The organism is Microbulbifer sp. CAU 1566, assembly GCF_023156515.1.
Taxonomy (GTDB): domain Bacteria; phylum Pseudomonadota; class Gammaproteobacteria; order Pseudomonadales; family Cellvibrionaceae; genus Microbulbifer.
This window is the reverse complement of sequence record NZ_JALNMG010000002.1, coordinates 300,614-319,130: the sequence shown is the minus strand read 5'-3', so window position 1 is coordinate 319,130 and position 18,517 is coordinate 300,614. Positions and strand designations below refer to the sequence as shown.

General features: G+C 54.8%; 18 protein-coding genes. 5 read left to right on the top strand and 13 right to left on the bottom strand.

Annotated features, from left to right (window positions below; translation table 11 throughout):
• Positions 1-292: 292 nt before the first annotated feature.
• The 8 genes from M0G74_RS06515 to M0G74_RS06480 form a co-directional block, all read right to left on the bottom strand.
• Positions 293-733 (bottom strand): SRPBCC family protein, encoded by a 441-nt coding sequence (locus M0G74_RS06515; protein WP_248215706.1) that lies wholly within the window; start codon positions 731-733, stop codon positions 293-295.
• A gap of 7 nt (positions 734-740) precedes the next feature.
• Positions 741-1,730 (bottom strand): fatty acid desaturase, encoded by a 990-nt coding sequence (locus tag M0G74_RS06510; RefSeq protein WP_248215705.1) that lies wholly within the window; start codon positions 1,728-1,730, stop codon positions 741-743.
• Positions 1,727-4,084, bottom strand: coding sequence for an MMPL family transporter (locus M0G74_RS06505; protein WP_248215704.1), 2,358 nt, complete (start codon positions 4,082-4,084; stop codon positions 1,727-1,729). Before M0G74_RS06505 ends, M0G74_RS06510 begins: the two co-directional genes overlap by 4 nt.
• A 428-nt stretch (positions 4,085-4,512) precedes the next feature.
• A complete protein-coding gene (locus tag M0G74_RS06500) occupies positions 4,513-4,848 on the bottom strand; it encodes a TusE/DsrC/DsvC family sulfur relay protein (protein WP_248215703.1) in 336 nt (111 codons plus the stop codon).
• 7 nt (positions 4,849-4,855) lie between these two features.
• The gene (gene tusB, locus M0G74_RS06495; protein ID WP_248215702.1) at positions 4,856-5,137 is read right to left on the bottom strand and encodes a sulfurtransferase complex subunit TusB; all 282 of its coding nucleotides are present in this window, start codon (positions 5,135-5,137) and stop codon (positions 4,856-4,858) included.
• Position 5,138: 1 nt separating this feature from the next.
• Entirely contained in the window at positions 5,139-5,504 is a 366-nt protein-coding gene (gene tusC / locus M0G74_RS06490; RefSeq protein WP_248215701.1) for a sulfurtransferase complex subunit TusC, read from the bottom strand.
• Positions 5,505-5,508: 4 nt separating this feature from the next.
• Positions 5,509-5,901 (bottom strand): sulfurtransferase complex subunit TusD, encoded by a 393-nt coding sequence (gene tusD, locus M0G74_RS06485; RefSeq protein ID WP_248215700.1) that lies wholly within the window; start codon positions 5,899-5,901, stop codon positions 5,509-5,511.
• Positions 5,902-5,970: 69 nt separating this feature from the next.
• On the bottom strand, positions 5,971-6,654 hold the full coding sequence (locus tag M0G74_RS06480) for a Bax inhibitor-1/YccA family protein (RefSeq protein WP_160153592.1): 684 nt from the start codon (positions 6,652-6,654) through the stop codon (positions 5,971-5,973).
• Between the two features lie 133 nt (positions 6,655-6,787).
• On the opposite strand from M0G74_RS06480, the gene M0G74_RS06475 reads away from it, so the two are divergent.
• On the top strand, positions 6,788-7,366 hold the full coding sequence (locus M0G74_RS06475) for a protein tyrosine phosphatase family protein (protein WP_248215699.1): 579 nt from the start codon (positions 6,788-6,790) through the stop codon (positions 7,364-7,366).
• A 19-nt stretch (positions 7,367-7,385) separates the two neighbouring features.
• Here the strand turns inward: M0G74_RS06475 and M0G74_RS06470 are convergent, their stop codons facing one another.
• From M0G74_RS06470 to M0G74_RS06450, 5 genes are all read right to left on the bottom strand, one after another.
• Positions 7,386-10,016: an endonuclease/exonuclease/phosphatase family protein gene (locus tag M0G74_RS06470; protein ID WP_248215698.1), complete on the bottom strand. Its 2,631-nt coding sequence runs from the start codon at positions 10,014-10,016 to the stop codon at positions 7,386-7,388.
• A 37-nt stretch (positions 10,017-10,053) separates the two neighbouring features.
• Positions 10,054-11,367: a glycosyltransferase gene (locus M0G74_RS06465; protein WP_248215697.1), complete on the bottom strand. Its 1,314-nt coding sequence runs from the start codon at positions 11,365-11,367 to the stop codon at positions 10,054-10,056.
• On the bottom strand, positions 11,364-13,613 hold the full coding sequence (locus tag M0G74_RS06460) for a hypothetical protein (protein ID WP_248215696.1): 2,250 nt from the start codon (positions 13,611-13,613) through the stop codon (positions 11,364-11,366). Before M0G74_RS06460 ends, M0G74_RS06465 begins: the two co-directional genes overlap by 4 nt.
• Positions 13,613-14,317: a TVP38/TMEM64 family protein gene (locus M0G74_RS06455; protein ID WP_248215695.1), complete on the bottom strand. Its 705-nt coding sequence runs from the start codon at positions 14,315-14,317 to the stop codon at positions 13,613-13,615. The genes M0G74_RS06460 and M0G74_RS06455 overlap by 1 nt, the downstream gene beginning before the upstream one ends.
• 169 nt (positions 14,318-14,486) lie before the next feature.
• Positions 14,487-15,770, bottom strand: a complete 1,284-nt coding sequence (locus tag M0G74_RS06450) for an MgtC/SapB family protein (protein ID WP_248215694.1) — start codon at positions 15,768-15,770, stop codon at positions 14,487-14,489.
• A 120-nt stretch (positions 15,771-15,890) separates the two neighbouring features.
• Here M0G74_RS06450 and M0G74_RS06445 point away from each other — a divergent pair, with 120 nt between their 5' ends.
• From M0G74_RS06445 to M0G74_RS06430, 4 genes are all read left to right on the top strand, one after another.
• A complete protein-coding gene (locus M0G74_RS06445) occupies positions 15,891-16,181 on the top strand; it encodes a hypothetical protein (protein ID WP_248215693.1) in 291 nt (96 codons plus the stop codon).
• Positions 16,182-16,441: 260 nt separating this feature from the next.
• Positions 16,442-17,659 carry a site-specific integrase gene (locus M0G74_RS06440; RefSeq protein ID WP_248215692.1) on the top strand — a complete coding sequence of 406 codons (1,218 nt, stop codon included), beginning with the start codon at positions 16,442-16,444 and terminating at the stop codon, positions 17,657-17,659.
• Complete coding sequence (locus tag M0G74_RS06435; RefSeq protein ID WP_248215691.1) at positions 17,656-18,102, top strand: hypothetical protein; 447 nt, start codon at positions 17,656-17,658, stop codon at positions 18,100-18,102. Before M0G74_RS06440 ends, M0G74_RS06435 begins: the two co-directional genes overlap by 4 nt.
• 151 nt (positions 18,103-18,253) lie before the next feature.
• Positions 18,254-18,439, top strand: coding sequence for an AlpA family phage regulatory protein (locus M0G74_RS06430; protein WP_248215690.1), 186 nt, complete (start codon positions 18,254-18,256; stop codon positions 18,437-18,439).
• The last annotated feature ends 78 nt before the right edge of the window (positions 18,440-18,517 follow it).

The following is an 18,517-nucleotide window of genomic DNA, read 5'->3' as shown; positions in this document are numbered from 1 at the left end:
ATATAAGTAGCTTCCGAGTTTTCGCTGTACCCCACGGGGACTTTTGTCGGATTTCCCGCTGAGGCTAAAGTGGAGGACCTGGAATCCGTTAACACATTTTATCTGGTAGAACAAAAATGCGCTTGCATTTCCTAAATGGTAATAAATAAGAACGCGTTCCACAGAACGAAGGTAGGATTCGATATGAGCTTCTGGATCTGAGGATACAAAAGATTGTCCAAAGATCGAAAGTATATCCTTCCGTTCTTCGATGGTTGCTGAGCTACATTGAACGTCCTTGATCATGTTTTCCTCAGGGGTTGCTGGGGGAAAGTTCTCTTTTCATAAGCGCATGGCGCTTTGCAAAGGTGCTTTTTGTTATCGGAGAGCAAATGATGGGGTCTGCAAGGCCAAGAAATCCCCCGGAAAATTCGAGTACATCTCGGTATCGGGTTTTTCCACCCAGATCCTCAAAATGATGTTCATGGCGAAAATATTTATATGGCCCTTTTCGCATTTCATCGACGAAGTGGCTATTGGGTTCAAATTCAGTAATTTCTGCTTCGTAAGTGAATGGCAGACCAAACATATAGAAAACAAAGCGTAATCGCTCGCCACAGCTGTGCCAGTGTTCCGGTCCGGAAATCCAGTTTGTTCGATAGGGGAAATGCGACAGGAATCCGGCTCTGGATGCGCAAAATTCAAAGACTTCCTCTACGGGGCGATCGATAATACTTTCAAACTCGAGTTTCATAGTTTGCTTACACCTGTAGGTTCTTTACCGGATCAATGTAGATTTTTACGGGGTCTGAAAGTCGTAGCTTGGCAGAAAACCCCAGCATGGGGACGTCTTCATAAGTGCCGAGATCCCCGGTTGCCTGAACGAGTGAATACACTTCGGGCAGGTTGTGCCATGGGACCGTAGGAAAGTAGTGGTGCTCGGTGTGAAAGTTGAAGTTGTATGCCAGCACCGTTGAGAGCAATTTTGAAAAAGAGGAAGTTCTGGAAACGCTGTCCTGCTCATGCAATGGTATTGGCGTCGACCGAGTTTTCGATGTGAAAGGAAAGATGCCGGAGTGGTGCGTGAAGTTAATGGCTTCAAACCAGAAAAAATAGAAGATGATGGCTGGAAGGATGTAGCTCAACCAGTTTGACATGCCCATTGTAAGTCCCAGTGTGACTTGGGGTACAAGGCACACTATTAGCGATAGCAGTCCGCTGTTTCGACTTTTTCGGGTGGTGCTTTTTTTGAACGGGTGCAGCCAGAACACTGAGAAAATCAATTGAATTGAAGGGATGGGAACACAAAACCACCAAACCCAGCGAAATGCCTGACGTTTTAGGAAAGATGCCTCTCGTAACTTGAGAAGCCCTGCCTGGGTTGGATCCCGGTCGATCACGCCCACCCATTTGTGGTGTTGCAGGTGTAATTCTCGCCAGGGTGTAAAAGGCACCAGGCAGAAGGCGCTCAAAAAGTAGCCGGCCAGTGTGTTGCTCCGCTGGCTGCGAAACATGGCGCGATGACCGCATTCGTGCAGCAGGGAAAAGCAGCGGAACATGGAGATGCCAGCTACGGCTAACCAGAATAGATAGGAAACGCTGAGGATCTCCGACCTGCACAGAAAGTAGATTGAACCCGCGCAAATGGCCGGCTCCATCACAAGCAGTGCGGCGGAGAGGGAGCTGTTTTGTGTGAACAGTCCCCGGCGATGCAATTCTTCCCGAAGCTTGGAGTAAGTGTTGATCTTCAAGAGGCTTCTCCGGCGAGTGATTCATTCTGGGAGGCTTGTGAAGGCTCTGGCTTCTTTCGGGGTTCCAACTTGAGCAGCAGGCAGGGCAGGAACACCAGGTCAATAACAAGCGCCGTCACAATAGTCAGGGCCAGTAGATTTCCCATTTGCGAGGTAGGCTCGAAAGGTGATAGTCCCAGCACCAGAAAGCCGGCAGCGAGAATAATGGATGTTGTCAGGATTGCAGTGCCGGCATCCCGATGCGCATGCTCGATGGACGCTTCCGGCGAATAATTGAGTGCATTGCGTGCGTATCGGTACTTGCTGAGAAAATGAATGGTGTCGTCAACGATGATGCCAATTGCCATCGAAATGACCGCAGAGGTGGCAAGCCCGATGGTGGAAGCCGTAACCGCCCAGATGCCCAGCGCCACAATGGCGGGAGTCACATTGGAAAAGATGCTGATGAAACCGTAGATAAAGGAGCGGAATGTAATACCGATGAGCAGGGAGATCAGGGTAAATGCAAGGGCCGTTCCCCACAGCATGCTTTTGATATTCGAGCGGGAAAGATTGGCAAACGCCACATCCAGGCCTACGGGGTCGGATACCTGCACACTGTCCGGACCGTTTTGGCGCAACCATGTCTGTGCACGGGCTGAAAACGTTAGCAGCTGCTCAGAGCTTGATTTATCCAGAATGACGGTTAGCCGCGAGGCGCGTTTGTCAAAAGCCACCTGATTGGTTAAATCCAGCCCGTAGGGTAGCGACATTTCATAGAGTAATAGGTACTGCGCACTGAGATTGTCGGAATCAGGCAGTTTCAACTGGGTAATATCGTCGCCATGCATGTTCTTGTTGAGACGTGCAATGGTGTCTGGTATGGCGGATACGTAACGTACCTCGGCTTGTGTTCTAAGCCATTCGGAAAACTGGCTGACAAACTGGAGATACTCAACCGATGTGATCGTTGCCGAACTGGTGTCTGAGACTTCGATATCGAAGTCCACCCGGTGTAGCCCGGTTAAATCGCGGTTGATAGCATCCGAATCCTGCCTGAGTTGGAACGAATGATCGAAGTAATTATTCCAGTTATCTTCGAATTGATTGTATGTGGCCAGATAGCAGAATATCCCGAGGGCTGCACAACCGAGAAAGAAGTATGGATTACTGCGGCGGACAATATGGGCTGAGAACCGCGGCATAAGCTGCGTTAAGGCCGGCGCGCGGGGTTGGCGTGATGTAGGCAGGGATAGTAACAGCGCTGGGACGATTACGACTGAAATTACATAGGCGAACAGGCAGCCTAGGGCGATCATATTTCCCAAGTCCTGATAGGGTGGGGACTCGTTAAAATTCAGGCATAGAAAGCCGATGATCGTTGTGATTGAGGTCAGTGTGATCGCATTGAAATTTCGCGATAGCGCGCTGGCAAGTGATTCTTCGACCGATTCACCACTCGCGAGTTTTGCGTAGTAGGTGGTCAGCAGGTGAATACAGTCAGCGACTGCGATAACGAGAATGGCATTGGGGACGAAGCCAGCAACCGGCGCCAGAATTGGATCTGTCCAGCCGATGATCCCGAATACAAAGCCATTGCTGAGTGTTGCGGTCCCCAGCGTCAGGACGATGCCGATAAAGCTCCGTATCAGGAACGCCATCAGTAGGATAATCACCAGATACCCGAAGGGAACCAGATATAGGGTGTCCTGTAGTGCGGCTTCCCCCATGACCTGATTCATCAACACGGATCCCGCGAGATGGTATTCATAATCAGGGTGTTGAGCCTGGGTGCGCTCAATCAGGTTCCGCACGAAAGTGACGGCTTCCGGTGTTTGTTGCATTCTTCGATCGAGCTGGTCGCTGAGCTGAAGGGTAATTTGAATACCCAGTGCACTCCCATCTTCCCCAGCTAGAAAATTCTTTATTAGTGGCTCGGTCTGAGCAATCTCGCGAACTTTCTCATTAATTGTATTTTGCGAGGCGCTATCATTCTCGGGTTTGTACAGGTCTCGAACAAAAATGTCATCTTCTTGCGCATGGCTGTACTGGAAGTTTGTTAGGGAGTCCACCCTCCTGGCATAGGGGGTTTGCCATAGTGCTCTGGTGAGTTCTGTAACGAGAGTCAGTGTTTTTTCTGAATAGGCGCTGTCAGTGGTCGGACTGATTCCAACAAAGAGTGTTTCGTTCTTGGTGTATTTTCTTTCGACCAGATCGATTTGCTGTACGTCAGGATGGTCCGTAGAAAGGTAGACACGGAAATCCGTACTGAATTTCAGGTTTAGGGCACCGGAAATTGCCACGATGAAAAGGCAGGACGCGATAAGCAGTACTTTGCCACGGTTGGCGCTTAGCCAGAAAACATAGCTTTTCATGAACCCTGTCCTTTTGGTTCTTGGGACTTTTGTACCCAATTTATGTTGCGCGATGTATAAAAATGTTAAGAATTCTGTAAAGAAATGCTCTTTATTTTTTATGGTGACTAGAAATTCGCGCGAATACTATGAGTGCAAAAATGCGTTGTCAATCGCAAAGCTTTTATCGTTTTCGGAAAAATTCATTTCATTGTTGTTTTGCGGGCGATTCGTAATTTTTATCGATTTAATTAGTACTTTAGTGCTCTTCTTTTTCGTTAGTTGATGCTGCAGTACCAGTTATTTTTAAAGTAACTTAAATGTAATTCTGATGTAATTCAGGCAGGATTTTTTGGCACGAGAGTACTGCTCTCAGCAGTACTCTGTGTATGAGATTCGGTTAGATTGAATTGAATTGGGGTGGATTGGAGCTGGATCGAAAATGGCAGTTATAGACAATTGGTAGGTTTGGGCAGTCCGGCCAGCTTACTGCCAATTTTTGCGGGGCTCGGGGGGAACAATTGCATCAAAAAAATACTGTTGCCTTTCTCGGCTCCCAGGTGTTGCCCGACATATTTCACCAGCGGTCGCATGGCCGGTGATAGTTCAAATTCTTTGTAAAATGCCTGTAACAGGTGGATGACATCCCAATGGTCGTCGGTTAACTCGATATTCTCCTGAGCCGCAAGGGCTTTCGCAACTTCCGGGCTCCAGTCACCCAGATTGCGGAGGAAGCCCTCTTTATCTACGGGGATTTCTCGGCCTTCAATTATAAAACTATTCATTGCGGACTTACCGGAACCAACTGACGATGGGGTTGTTTTGGGTGCAGAGATTAACCCATTGGGCTTCATCAACTGTTTGGATGGCGGGATCCACGGATACCCCGCGGGCGATCGCATCGGACTTCAGGCAGTACACGGCGCCGCTCATTCGCTGTGCCAGTGCCGGGTCATGGGCTGCATAGACGGCGTCTTCAATTAGCAACAGGCGATCGCCGTCAATGGCGGTGGACAGGCAGTCCTGGAGTGCATTTCCGGCAAAAGGTGACTGGTTAACGATATGTAAAGTCATCTCAGAAACTCAATACCTGATCGAAGCGGGCGATAAAAGTCCCCGGATTTTCCAGTAGTTCGATTTCGGCGCCAGGGATTTCGATGTTTTCGGGATTGATCCCTCGATCTTCCAGGCTTCGGCGGCAAATGTGCAATGTTTCGACGCCAAACATGGGCAATGCCTGCAGGTTCCTGCGCAAGTTCTTCTCGCCAATGGCATCCGGGCTTTGGTCCAGTAATTGGAAGACGCCGTCATTGATAAACAGTACTTCCGGGACCTGGTCCATTGCGGCACACGCCAGGATGGCTTCGAGCCCTTCGCGGGCGATGGTGTGACCGTAGGGTGCATGTCGGCAGACTGCCAGAATCGATTTTACCTGGGGCAAGACTTCAACCTCCGAAAGTGACAACGCGGTCGCTGAGTGCAGTGGCTTCCGCCAGCTGTCCCAGGCCGGCCAGCTCAAAGCCCGATGCCAGGTTGGCGGCGGGCTTTTCCAGACGTGAGGCTTCCGTCTCACTCAGTACCCCGCGGCGCTGGGCGGCTGCGATACAGACGCTGAGCTCGAGCGCGTGTTCACGCTGCAGTTGCTGCCACTGGTGCAGCAAATTCGCTTCATCCTGGGGGGGCGCTGCTAGTGCGCTACCATTTTGAATGCCGTCACTGTAGAAGAATACGCGATAGATGCCGTGGCCGGACTCAAGTACGGCGCGCGCGAAGCGCAGTGCGGTGCTGGCGCCTTCTGAGGCATGGGGTGCGCCGTAAACGACGAGAGTGAATTGCATGTGGGGGCGTTACCGATAAAAAAATGCCCCGCGGAGCGGGGCACTGTGTGAACTGTCTCAGTCCGCTGATCAGTCGTCGCCGGAAGCGAAACCGAAGATGTGCAGCAGGCTGGTGAACAGGTTCAGGATGTTCAGGTACAGCGAGGTGGTGGCCATGATGTAGTTGGTCTCACCACCGTTCACGATACGGCTGGTATCGTACAGGATGAAGCCGGAGAACAGCAGGGCAATTACACCACTCAGGGCGACGCTTGCCAGCGGCATGTAGAAGCCGAAGAAGCTCGCGATCATCATGCCGAGGGCGCAGACCAGTACCGCGATCAGGCCGACAAACAGGAAACCGCCCATGAAGCTGAAGTCTTTGCGGGTAGTCAGCACGTAGGCAGACAGGGCAAAGAAGATCAGTGCGGTGGTACCCAGCGCCTGCATTACAATTTGACCGCCGCCGGCGAGGCCAACGTAGTGGTTCAGCATCGGGCCAAGAGAAGCGCCCAGCAGACCGGTGAAGGCAAACACCACACCCACGCCGGAGGCGGAGTTGGCGGTACGGGGCAGTACGAACCAGACCAGTACGATCGCGGCGATGGAGCAGATGAGGCTCATGCCGCGGCCCATGCCGATGGCCATGGAAATGCCGGCAGTGACTGCACTGAATAGAACAGTCATTGCCAGTAGTGCGTAAGTGTTACGCAATACCTTGGCGGATTCCGAGCGATCCAGTGCTCCGGACTGTGTATAGACTTCTTGGCGCATCTAGCGTCTCCTGCAAGTGAATATGAAATCTTCCGGGATCATATAACCAGCGCTTTAGACCTTCAAGTAGGCGCTGTGTTCGACGATCTGTAATAATTTGGGGCAAATTAGCGTGCACCACCGAGGATCAGAAATGATATTGCTCAAAACCCTGTTCACACGGCGCTTTCTCGCCTTTCAGCGTGGTAAGGTGACTTCTCTGGGTGTCGCGCTGTTCGCGCTTTTCTGGGCGGCGACCGGCTATTCCAGTACCGAAGCGCCCAGCCAGGTTCCCTTTGGAGACAAGATGGGGGCGGAGGTGCTGAATTACAATCGCCTGCGCCCACAATTAGCCACTGGTGGCAGTATAGATCTCGCACAGGTGGAGAGCCTGAAGAACAAGGGATTCAAGACCATTGTGGACCTGCGGACCCCGGAAGAGGGGACCGTAGAAGAGCAGACGGCGGTGGAAGCCGCCGGAATGGTCTATGTGAATCTGCCGGTCTCGAAAGGCGCGCCGTCAGATCAGTTGATTGCCCAGTTGGGCAAGATCCTGGAAAACGCCGATGCAGCTCCGGTGTTGCTGCACTGCGCGTCTGGAAACCGCGTCGGCGCTGTCTGGGCCATTTATCGGGCCAGGCAGGGAATCCCACTGGAGATTGCCATCGAAGAGGGGCGCACCGCGGGTATGCGGGCGTCCCGTGAAGAGCAGGTGCGGGCGCTGCTGCAGTAGGCGGAATTTGTCGACACAGTCATTCCGTGTCGGATTTAGTAAGCGGCACCCGGATGTCCACGATGAGCGGCAGATGATCGGATGCCAGCCGTGTCAGCTCACTGCGTGGCACGTGAATATCGTTGATCTCCAGTGCCTGTTCCACAAACACATAGTCGATGCGCGCTTTGGGCAGGCGGCTGAAAAATGTCCCTTTCGGCTTATGCCCGGGTAGTTTGAGCTGGGCGTCATCGAGCACTGCACTCAACCGCTTGATTTCAGCAGAACCGGGAAGGGCATTGAAATCACCGACGAGAATGCGCGGGCGGCCGCAGTCGTTGTTGCCCATCCACTCCGGGCCCAGTAGTGCGTCGATCTGCCGCATCCGTTCGGCCTTCGCCAGGCCAAGGTGCGTATTGAATATCTGTACCCGGGTACCGTGAAAGTCCAGCTCCATCCACAGGGCCCCCCTGGGTTCTGCACGGCCGTGGTAACGCGAGTGCTCCGGTGGCCCGGGAAGAATCCCTTTTTTGACCAGCCGTATGGGGTGCCGTGACATGATGGCGTCCCCATAGCGCTCATCCTCTATGTGCATGGCTGGTTGGAAGTGGCAATCCATGGAGAGCAGTCGGGATATCTGGTGGGCCTGGTCGACGCCGCCGGTGCGCTGGCGGCGTACATCCACTTCCTGCAGGGCGACGATATCCGGTGAGTAGCGGGCGATGACGCGGGCTATCCGCTCCGGTGACAGCTTGCCGTCCATGCCTTTGCAGATATGCACGTTGTAGGTCATCACCCGCAGGTTTTCACGGTTGCGCTCCTCTCGACGGCTTTTTGTAGCTCGCGTTTTCTCCGCTGGCGGTACCGCTGGCGGTACCGCTGGATGTGGAGCTGGTTGGCTTGCTGGCTGTTCCGGTGACGGTGCAGCTTGAGTAGCGGGCCCGCTCCCGGGTTGCGTGTTATCCGCTGGTTGTGGGGCGACCATTATCGCCGGTGGTGATTTCAATTCCTGCGCAGGATGTGCCTTCAGGAAAGCCAGTGCCGCATTGCGAATATCCCGGGGCCGCCAGTGCTTGCGACCATTGTCGGGGAAGTGAATATCCCCGGGCATGAGTGCAAACGCATGAGTTTCGTTGGGGGCTGCGCCACCGTGGCTGCCGCATTCGATCGCAAAACTGATGCTTTCATTACCTGCACACCAACCGCTGACAACAAAATCGCCGGCATCCGGGTGGCGGCAAAGGTTGGCCAAATCCTCGGCGGCCTCGTCCACGAAAGGGTGGTCGGACCCCAGTACCTTGTGGCCATCTTCTGGCAGGGAAAAGGCACCGTGTCGCCACCAACCGCGGACCTTGCTCAGGGTTTCTCCCTCTTCGTTCACAGTGGTGCTGGTTTTGTCCTCATACAACACCATGGGCGCCTGAGTCTTTTCCACGATCAAGCGGGCGATCTCGGATGGCGGCGTGTCTTTGCAGTGGATGTTGTACAAAAGTGCCAGCGGTCCCATGGCGGAAAGTGCCATGGGGGCTTCGCCCTCGCGATGACTCTCAGGGGGCTTGATGGGGAAGAGCTTCTGGACCCATTGCCCGCCGAATAGCCGCACCCGCTGTAGCTGGACACCGTGGTTGCTGCTGGCGCTGTAACCCTGGGGCTTTTGCGGAAGGCCTGACAGGGCCTCGCTCACTGCGTCTGCAAAGCTGCGCCCGTGTAACGTTTCGTAGGGGATGCTGTCTTCCTGGCCGTGGTCTGAGTAAATCCACACGTCGTAGTGGCGACGGGACGAGCGGTGAGCGGCGCGCCAGATGCGTGCAATCGCATCGTCGATGCCTTTCAGGGTCCAGTGGGCGAATTTGGAACTGGGGCCGCGGCGATGAGACTGTTCGTCATATCCCAGGAAATTGATGTAAATCACCGGCAGGCCGCGGGCGATGTCGATTTTGACCCCCACAGTAGAGAGCTCACGCAGCAGGATAGTGATCGCGATGCGGGTGGGAATGAACATCAGCTCGCGGATAAAGTCCTGCCCGTCGGTAAGACCGCGGATAAAGTCGGCGATAGAGAGCACCAGCTCCAGCAACACCAGGGCGCCCGTGCGGATCAGGCTCCAGAGGTTTGCCAGCACCAGGATGAGTAAGGCCAGGGGGCCGGCTTGCTTGAGCGACGGTCCCCAGCCCTGGGATGCCGGACAGAAGTGGGATTCGTCGTTATCGGCACCGGCGCGAAACACACTGACGTAGCAGCTGCCCTGTTGCAAAAGCGGTTCGTGACCAGCATCTGTCAGGCGCTTCTCGATTTTATTGGCAGCGTTGGATTCGTACATCCGCAGCATTTCCTGCGAATCGGACGACATAAAGCCGAAGGCAGGTACTGCCGCTTTTACCCCGTAAAAAATCTCGGCCTGTACCGCTGGGGTGGTGGCAGGTACTCCGGAGTACATATGATCCAGGTGGTAGTGCTCTTTCTCGATCAGCTTTTTCAGGAATGGCATCTTGCCTTCTGCCAAGGCTTTGTCGAGTTGCGGTCGTGCGAGTCCATCTACCTGAATCAGGACCAGAGCTGGGGCATCGGGGTCACGCTCATTGATTTGTAACTTGAGCATGCGCGCGAGCCATTCGCTACGGCTGATGCGGCGGCGCCAGCGGCGCAAGGTGCTCTCGATACGGGTCATCATGGGGCGCGGTTCATCTCTTTACTTCAGGGGGCCATCTTCAAGGATGATTGTTTCCCGAGCGACCGGAATGGTGTGAACCGCCCAGGTGATCCAGGTCCAGGGCGGCACTGGCTGCGCTGGTCACACCCTCAAGGATTTCCCATTGTGCGCCGATCATATTCCTCAGTCGCATCCACTGGGCGTAGAGGGAGTCGTCGAGTGGCCAGTGTTGATGTACCAGCGACTGGTAATGTTCCAGGGCTTTGGTGGCGCAATTCTCCATGGAAAAACGCTCGGCCGTTGCCAGCGCAGCCTGGCGGAGGTTGGCGTATTCTCCGTGGGGCAGGTCGTGCACCCATTGCAGGGCGGCAAGTAGTTCCCGGGTAGAGTGTTTGAGGACCAGTCGACCGTTAACACGATCTTCCACCACTTCGCGGCTACCGCTGGCATCCAGTGCAACGACCGGTACACCCGCGGCCATGGCTTCCGTGAGCACCATACCCTGGGTTTCGCTGGTGGAGGAGAATCCAAAGACATTCATTGCACTGTAGGCATCACGCTGGGCGTCACCCTGCAAGGTGCCGGTCAGGTGTAGCCGATCGGATAGGCCCTGGGCTTCAAACAGTGTGCGGATTTGATGTTCGATGGGGCCGGTGCCCACTACCAGGAAATGGATATCCGTATTTCGTTGCATCAGTTCGAGGACAGTTTCGGACAGGAAATTGAGATTCTTTTCCGCGGCCAGCCTGCCCAGGTGGCCAACAACAAAGGCCGATTCGGGAATACCGTATTGCCGGCGTGCTGCGATGCCGTCACCGTCCCGGTAATTTTCCAGCTGAACCCCGGTGGGTACAACGTTTACGGGAGACTGGACACCGCGCTCACGCAACAGGTCGGCAACACTTTCGCTGGGAGCGAACACCATGCTTGCTAGATTTCCATAACGCGTCGCCAGTTCAATTACAAACCGCTTTAACGCTTCAGAATCTGCCGGCACATAGTGGGTGTAGCGCTCGTAGAGCGTGTGGTGCGTGAAAACCAGCGGAATTTCACGGCTGCGGGCAATGCGCAACGCGGTCATGCCCAAAAGAAACGGGTGGTGCGAATGCACCAGGTCAGGCTCAAAAAAATCCAGCCTTTCGGTTAGCTCCAGTGACAGGGGCAGGGCAACAGAAAAGTCGCTGCCGTTGAAATTCTGGATGGCAGGAATGCGGACAACATCTTTTTCATTGGCAATTTTTTCCGAGAACTCCGGTGCAACAACCAATACCTGATGACCGCGTTTGCGGTATTCGCGACAGAAGGCATCGACGGACCGTGCTACACCGCCTACGTGGGGCAGGTAGGTGTTGGTGAGCATGACGATGTTCACTTGGGCTGCAGCTCCACAGTTTTTACAAAACGCTCAGGGACTACATGGTGGTACCCGAACGCGCGCACTTCAATGGGAGGCGCTTTTTCGTGCCACTTGCCGCGCCAGGAAATGCGTGGGGTGTCTCCCGGAATAATCTCTATCCAGATGGTGCCAAAGTGTGTAGGCGCCGGCCCGAAGGAGATCATTTCCTGAGCATTGATATCGCTCAACCACTCCGGCGGCAAACCGGACGCGAGAATCAGGGTGTCGCCTTCCTCGCGTACAAAGCAATTGCGCTGCATGGTGACCCATTCGGCGGCGGCCCAGGCGTGTTGGCCATCGCCCATACAGCCGCCGAATGAATGCGGGTGTATCGCTTCCGGCCATTGGCCGGTGGGGGAGGCGAGTTTGGCGACGTTGCGCATTAGCTCAATGCAGCGCGGATCTCCCGCGCGCAGCAATACCTGGGCAACGTGAATGGTGAGATAGGCGTTGATCCCGGAGTGAATCATGTCCTGGAAAAAGCCCCCGGATACAAAGCAGTTTTCCAACAGAAATTCCACCAGATCCAACAGGCGTGGATCGTCTTCATCGTAAAGTTTCAAAGGGTAACCCGCGGCAATGGAACCAATGGCACCAGCATCGAGCCGGCGATTGGGGGAGGCGGGCATGGCCGGGCGTTTCAGGCGGGTGGCACACTTTTGCAATGCGTCATCGACGGTCAACATAAAGTCGTCGGCCTGTGCCTGGAAGGTATCCGCATCCTGGGTATGGCCTTCACGCTGGCAGATGGCTACCGCGGATTGTTGCCCGGCAATACTCCAGAAGTCGTCCCAGAAATAGCAGTCGTTGGGCCCCAGATGCTCTGCACTGAAACCGGCGGGTAGCAGACCGCCGGTCAGGCTGCCGTCTTTGGGTAAGCGTTTGTTGTGAATCCACTGAGTGCCCCGCAATACCGGGTCCAGCCACTCCTGTTTCAGCTTGTGGCCGGTTATCCGGCAGTACTGATCGATAATCCAGAGCGCCTCACCGTTGGAGTCCCATTCGCCGTCCTGGGAGTGAAAATAGCCGTTGCGCTTTTGCCGCGATGGGAAGCGCTCCAGAGCCCGCTCGGCTCTGTCCAGCAGTCCTGCATGAAGCAGCGACTGGATCATAAAGGCCGCGTCACGGAACCAGAACCGTTTGTAGGTATAGGGGCCGGGATACACATCGTGGGGAGAGTGCAGGATCAGTGTGCGCACCGCGGCATCGTACAGAAACTGCATTTCGGCATCCGGGACCGACATGGCGCAGTGCTGGTCGAGGTTTTCTTTCCAGTCATCCCGGGCATTGCCGCTATTCAGTTTGCAGTGCTGTGGAATACTGATCAGCGTATCGACAGTCTGGCCGGGCTCGATACGGAACAGCGCGGCGGCCGTTGCCATGCCGACTTCGCATTCCGTATGGGTTTCGTTGCCTTGATCCCGCAGGTGCAGAGCGATATCCCCTTTGCGGTAGTCTGAGGCGTGGTGCCGATCAACCGGGCGGTCAAAATACAGGCGGTCTTTCCCGTCCACCGTCCAACTGTTGCGATTGCTGTCCAGCGAAATCTTATTGATGAAGGCGACCCCTTCGGGGTTGCAGGGGCGCAACGCAACTACCAGCCAGCCACCCTGTTGATGACTTGCACGCAATTGCATATGGCAATTGTTACTGCCTGTGTCCAGCTCCGCCCAAACCCGGCTCGTAAGCTGGCTGCGGTCGTTGGCGGATTCGGTGACGACCGCAACGCCGCCTTTCAAGTCCAGTTTTTGTGTAACCTGGCCTTCTTGGCACTTGGACGGATACAGGTCAACCTCGTCATCGCCGATGACCCAGCTATCGACAGACCAGCCATCGTAATGGGGGACCAGCAGGCCGCGCGGGTCAACAATCGGCATTTCCTCACTGCCCGGAACGCCCACCGCGGTCCAGTTGCGGTGGCTGAGATTACAGTGGGTAATGGAAAAGGCGCGGGGGATAAACGACACATCCGCCGGGTCAAACTGGCGCTCGATCCAGTAGGGCCAGACCCAGTCCAGATTGTGCTGGATGACTTTGCTGTTCATCAGCGCGCGGGCGTGAAAAATTACCCCAGCGCGCAGCAGCTCGATGGGCTCACTGACTTCCGAGGGCTCGGCAAAGCGCTGCAACCGCGCCATCACCGCCAGTGGGTCGAGAAAGCCGTGTGCGGTGGCGAACTTGCGTACGAAGAACCGCCAGGGGAGCCATTTCATCCAGGGCATTAGGGGTCTCCTTTGTCGATTTTTTGTTTCAGCGCACGGCGTGCCATGCGGGTCAGACCGATAATCGCGAATACCGCGAATGCAAAGCCCAGACCATACAGTGTCCATTCCGTCGGTGTCCGCTCGACGCGCTCACTGCCAATACTCGCGAGATCCGCGGCGATAGAGCCTACATAGACATTGTTCACTGTGATGGGAATTACGCCGATAAAGGTACCGAGTACAAAGTCGCGAAATTTCAGCGGCGTCAGCCCAAAAAAGTAGTTCGTAAGCTTAAACGGGAATAGGGGCACCATGCGGGTAAGCATGATCATGCGCCAACCTTCGTCACGCACGATCTCACCCAGATTGTCTGGCTTGATTTTGGACATCACCCAGGCCGAGGTGCGTTGACCGAATAGATAGCGGGCAATCAGAAATGCGATGGCCGCGCCCAGCGTTGTGCCGACAACCACATATATTGTTCCCTTAATCACTCCGAATACAAAGCCTGCCCCCATGGTAAAAATCACCCCGGGAAACAGGAAAACAATGGCGACGGCAATCACCAGAATGAACCAGATACTCGCCTGCCAGCCAAGGGTATCCATCCATTGCATCAATTCGATCAGGCGATCGTCCAGATCGAAATAGTGCAAGATTGCCAGAACCACGGCGACGGTGACGACACTGATGATGAGTAGCCAGATTGGGGAAAATTTCACGCCATAATGTTCCGGTGGAGTCTGCATTTTTGGGGTTGAATCCCAAAGAGCCAATCGGGGTCGATATGTTTGTACCTTTAAGACTAGCTAACCCAGTGACGGGTGTGTCTACATCAGGCGCTATATATTCGAGTGAAATACTCGTAGCGTGACGCTATTCAGAATTCTGCTATGGCCATAACCAGAGCAAGGCGATACCACCGAAAAAAGGTATGGCAAAGAGGGTAAGAACCTGTCGAAGCAGGGGAAGCCCCCCGAGAAATCCCGCCGCACCCGCCTTGAAAGCCAGATTGGCGAGGCTCGCAATTACCATGGCTCGCCAAGCGGTATTGGTGGCGAGATTGCCAGATCCGGCAAGACTGGCTGTTGAAAGCGTAATTGCATCCACGTCGGTAAACCCCGAAATTAAGGCAACGATATAGATGCCGCGGTGACCGTAGTGCTCCTTGGCGGCGGCAATGGCGAGGATAACCAGTGCGTACAGGGCACCAAAAATAAGGGCTGGCTTCAATTCTGCCGGATTGCTGGGCTCGGGCATGGCGCTTTCCCGCTGTTGTATCCGCCAGAAGGCGAGGGCGCAGACCAGCAGGCTTAACGCGAATAGCGTAATCAGTGGTGGCAGTAGTGCGCCGAGTATGCGCGGTGCAACGACGCTTACCTCCACGAACATGCGGATAAACATACTGGTCGAAGCGATCAGTATCACCAGCGCTGCCAGGCCTACCGCTTTCTGCTGTGTTCGGGCAAGTCGGGCATAGGTCACCGTCGTCGCAGTTGAAGAGATAAGTCCACCGATTAGGCCACTTAGCAGCGTGCCCGCCTTCGCGCCGACTAGTTTATAAGCGGCATAACCGCCAAGACTGATACCTACGATGAGCACGACAAGAAGCCAGATTGAGAAGGGATTCAGCACGTCGTAGGGGCCGAAGGTACGATTCGGCAGTATCGGCAAAATAATCAGTGACAGCACCGCAAACTGCATGATTGAGCGCAGGTCTTTTTCCGAAAGTTTTTCGGCGAAGGCGTGCATGCCTGGTTTGAAATGCAATAGCACGGCAATGGTGCCGCCAACCGCTACTGCCACAGTTTTGTCACCCAAGACCAGAAAAGCGCCTAACAAGAACACCAGTAAAGCACTCACTTCCGTGGTGACACCACTGTAGTCGTCATGACCGCGCAGACGCTCCACATTCCCAAGCAGGATCAATACCGTCATTGCAAGCAGGCCAGTGAGCATCAGCCAGCTCATTCCCGTGTTGAGACTGAGCTCTGCGGTCAGTGCGCCGAACAGTGCGATCAGGGGGAAGGTGCGGATGCCACCCAGGCGGTCGCCAGTGCGCTCCCGCTGCAGACCTATCAGCAGGCCGAGCCCAAGGGCGATGGCGAACGACAGGATGCTGTCGGTGTCGACCATTGGGGACGTGATGGCGGTGGTGTCAGGTGCTTTGTTCATTGCTCAGAGCAGTATCGGCAGAATTCGCGAACTCTTCACGCGCTGGCACAACAAGCTTCGTTAATGGCCTGAACCTTCTCCTATGGTTTTTTATGGGCGTTCTTCAGTGAGGGAAGTGAGATGCGATTAATGATGGAAGTGGTCATTCCGGTGGAAAAAGGGAACGCGGCCGTCAGTGACGGGAGTTTGCAAAAGGCTTTTGAAGATTTCGAGAAGGAAGCTAAGCCGGAAGCGGCGTACTTTTTTGTGCGTGAAGGGAAGCGCGCGGCGCTGTTTGTCTTCGAGACAATGCACCAAGGAGAACTCGTGCGACTCAATGAACCCTTCTTTGTGGCGTTGCACGCAGAGGTCCGGATTACGCCGGTCTTGGTTGCTGAAGAATTGCAGGGAAATCTGCAAGTGAAGGCATAAAAAAACCCGGCATAAAGCCGGGTTTTTCAATATGGCGGTGGGGCAGACCGACAAAATAGGATTCAGAGGGTTACAGGTGGGCCCGATAAAACGCAATATAAATACTGTATTTATAGGTTTTTTATAAATTTATTGCCCAGACGGGTACAGGCGGTTACAGTCCCTTACAAGCGCCAAGTGGCCCAGTAATCGGCCCAGTGAAATTTTAAGACGGGCTTACTTGGCGTGCTGATGATTGTTTTTCAGAGTAAGGGGGGGGAATGCCCAATCTGACCGCAAAGAAAGTAGAGGCCCTGCTGAGGGCTGGAGAGAAGGGTGAGCACAGCGATGGCAAATGGCTGTTTCTGCAAGTCACCGGAATTAACACTGGTAACTGGTATTGCCGACCTACTTTTAGGGGCAAGCGCCCTAAAGTGGGGTTAGGTTCTGTTGATGCTGTTTCACTGGCTGAGGCCCGACTAAAACGTGATGACGTTGCACGGATGATCAGAGCCGGGCTTGATCCTATTGCCGAGCGGAAAAAGGCGGCAGGCGGTGAGGTGGCGTTCGAGCAACAGGCCCTAGCCTATATCGAGAGCCAGCGGCCTGGCTGGAAAAGCCCGAAGCAAGCGCCACAGTGGGAAAGCAGCCTTCGCACCTACGCTTTCCCGACTATCGGAAAAAAGACCCCGGCTACTATCACCACCGAAGATGCGCTGCGTATTCTTCGCCCTATCTGGGATGCGAAGCCGGAAACCGCTCGCCGGGTGCGGAATCGCTGCGAGCTAGTGTGGGATGCGGCAAAGGCACAAGGGTTTTGCGAGGGTGAAAACCCTTTCCGTTGGCGTGGACACCTCGACAAGCTTCTAAGCAAACAGAAAGCAAAACCTCGAGGCCACCACGCCGCGCTGCCGTGGCCTCATATGTCGGCCTTTTGGCAGGCAATCAAAGATCATCCTGACCTGAGCGCGCGCGCCGTCCGTCTGACGTTGCTGTCAGCGTTGAGGACTTCTGAGGTGATCGGTGCGCAGTGGGATGAATTCGATCTCAAGAACCGCCTCTGGACAGTGCCCGCGGAGCGCATGAAGGCGAAAAAAGCGCACCGCGTACCGCTATCTACAGCTGCTGTCGCCGAGCTGGAAGCATTACCTCGTGTCCAGGGCAGCGACTACCTTTTCCCTGGCCAGCGGGGCGCAAAGCACATGAGCAATATGGCGATGCTCAATAAAGTGCGTGGTATGGATGAGGTTTCCGTTGCCAATGGCGGTGATGGCTGGCGTGACGAAAATGGGAAGGTAATCACCATCCATGGGTTTCGGTCGAGCTTTCGGGACTGGGCCGCTGAGTGCAGCCACACGCCCAATATCGTCGCCGAGATGGCGTTGGCCCATACGATTTCCAGTGATGTTGAAAAATCGTATAGACGTGGCGACCTGCTGGAAAAGCGCGCCGCCTTAATGCAGGAGTGGGCGGATTTTGTGACTGGAGGTGAGGCATGAAAAAGCTGAATCACCACCTATTTGAGCCTGTCGGTGATGAGCAATTCCCTGATGCAGTTCGGGTAATCGACTCGCCTGATTGGCAGCACTTCTGCGCCACGGTGCGCGACATCATTGCTCGTTGCCGCTATGCCGCTCATGTGGATACCGACAGGCTGCCCACAGAACTCGAAGTGGTTGCCGCCCGGCTGTATATGGGTGCTCGTCAGCTGCTGAACCGGCCTCCAGCGTCAAACAAAAACGTTGGGCAAAAGAGCGGGCCGTTTACACGCGCTGATGCGTTGGGGATGTTGGTCGGCGTTGAAGTGCGCCCAATGTTCCGCTCAGTGGGGGTACCGCTATCCACCCACAAGGATGGGCCGGCCTTCCTGATTGTCGAGGCGCTGATTGACTATATAGGACTTGCCACCAGCGTCCGCGCCGTACCCCTCAAGCCTGAATAGGTGCGATTGTACCAACTCCCCCCGAAAACTCGTCTGACTTTTCCGGTTTTTCGGGGGGACTCTCTATTGCCTCCCCCTTACCGTTTGCCCACGAACGGACACAAACAATCACATTCACGGGCAATCGATAGCAGCGGCAGGAGGCCACATCATGTCCCAACAAACCTTTATCCGTCTGAAGGACGTGCCGGAACGGTACGGCTTGGCGCTCACTACAGTTGCGCACCTGCAAAAAAGCGACCCTGACTTTCCTAGAACCGTGAAGCTGGGGCCGCGATGTGCCGGGCTGATGATCGAGGAGATGGAAAAGTACCTGGAAAGTCGCAAACAAAAATAAGACCCGCGCGACCGAAGCCGGGCAGGCCAAAAACTCCACAAGATATGCGGTCACTGTAGCACATAATGCGCCCGGATT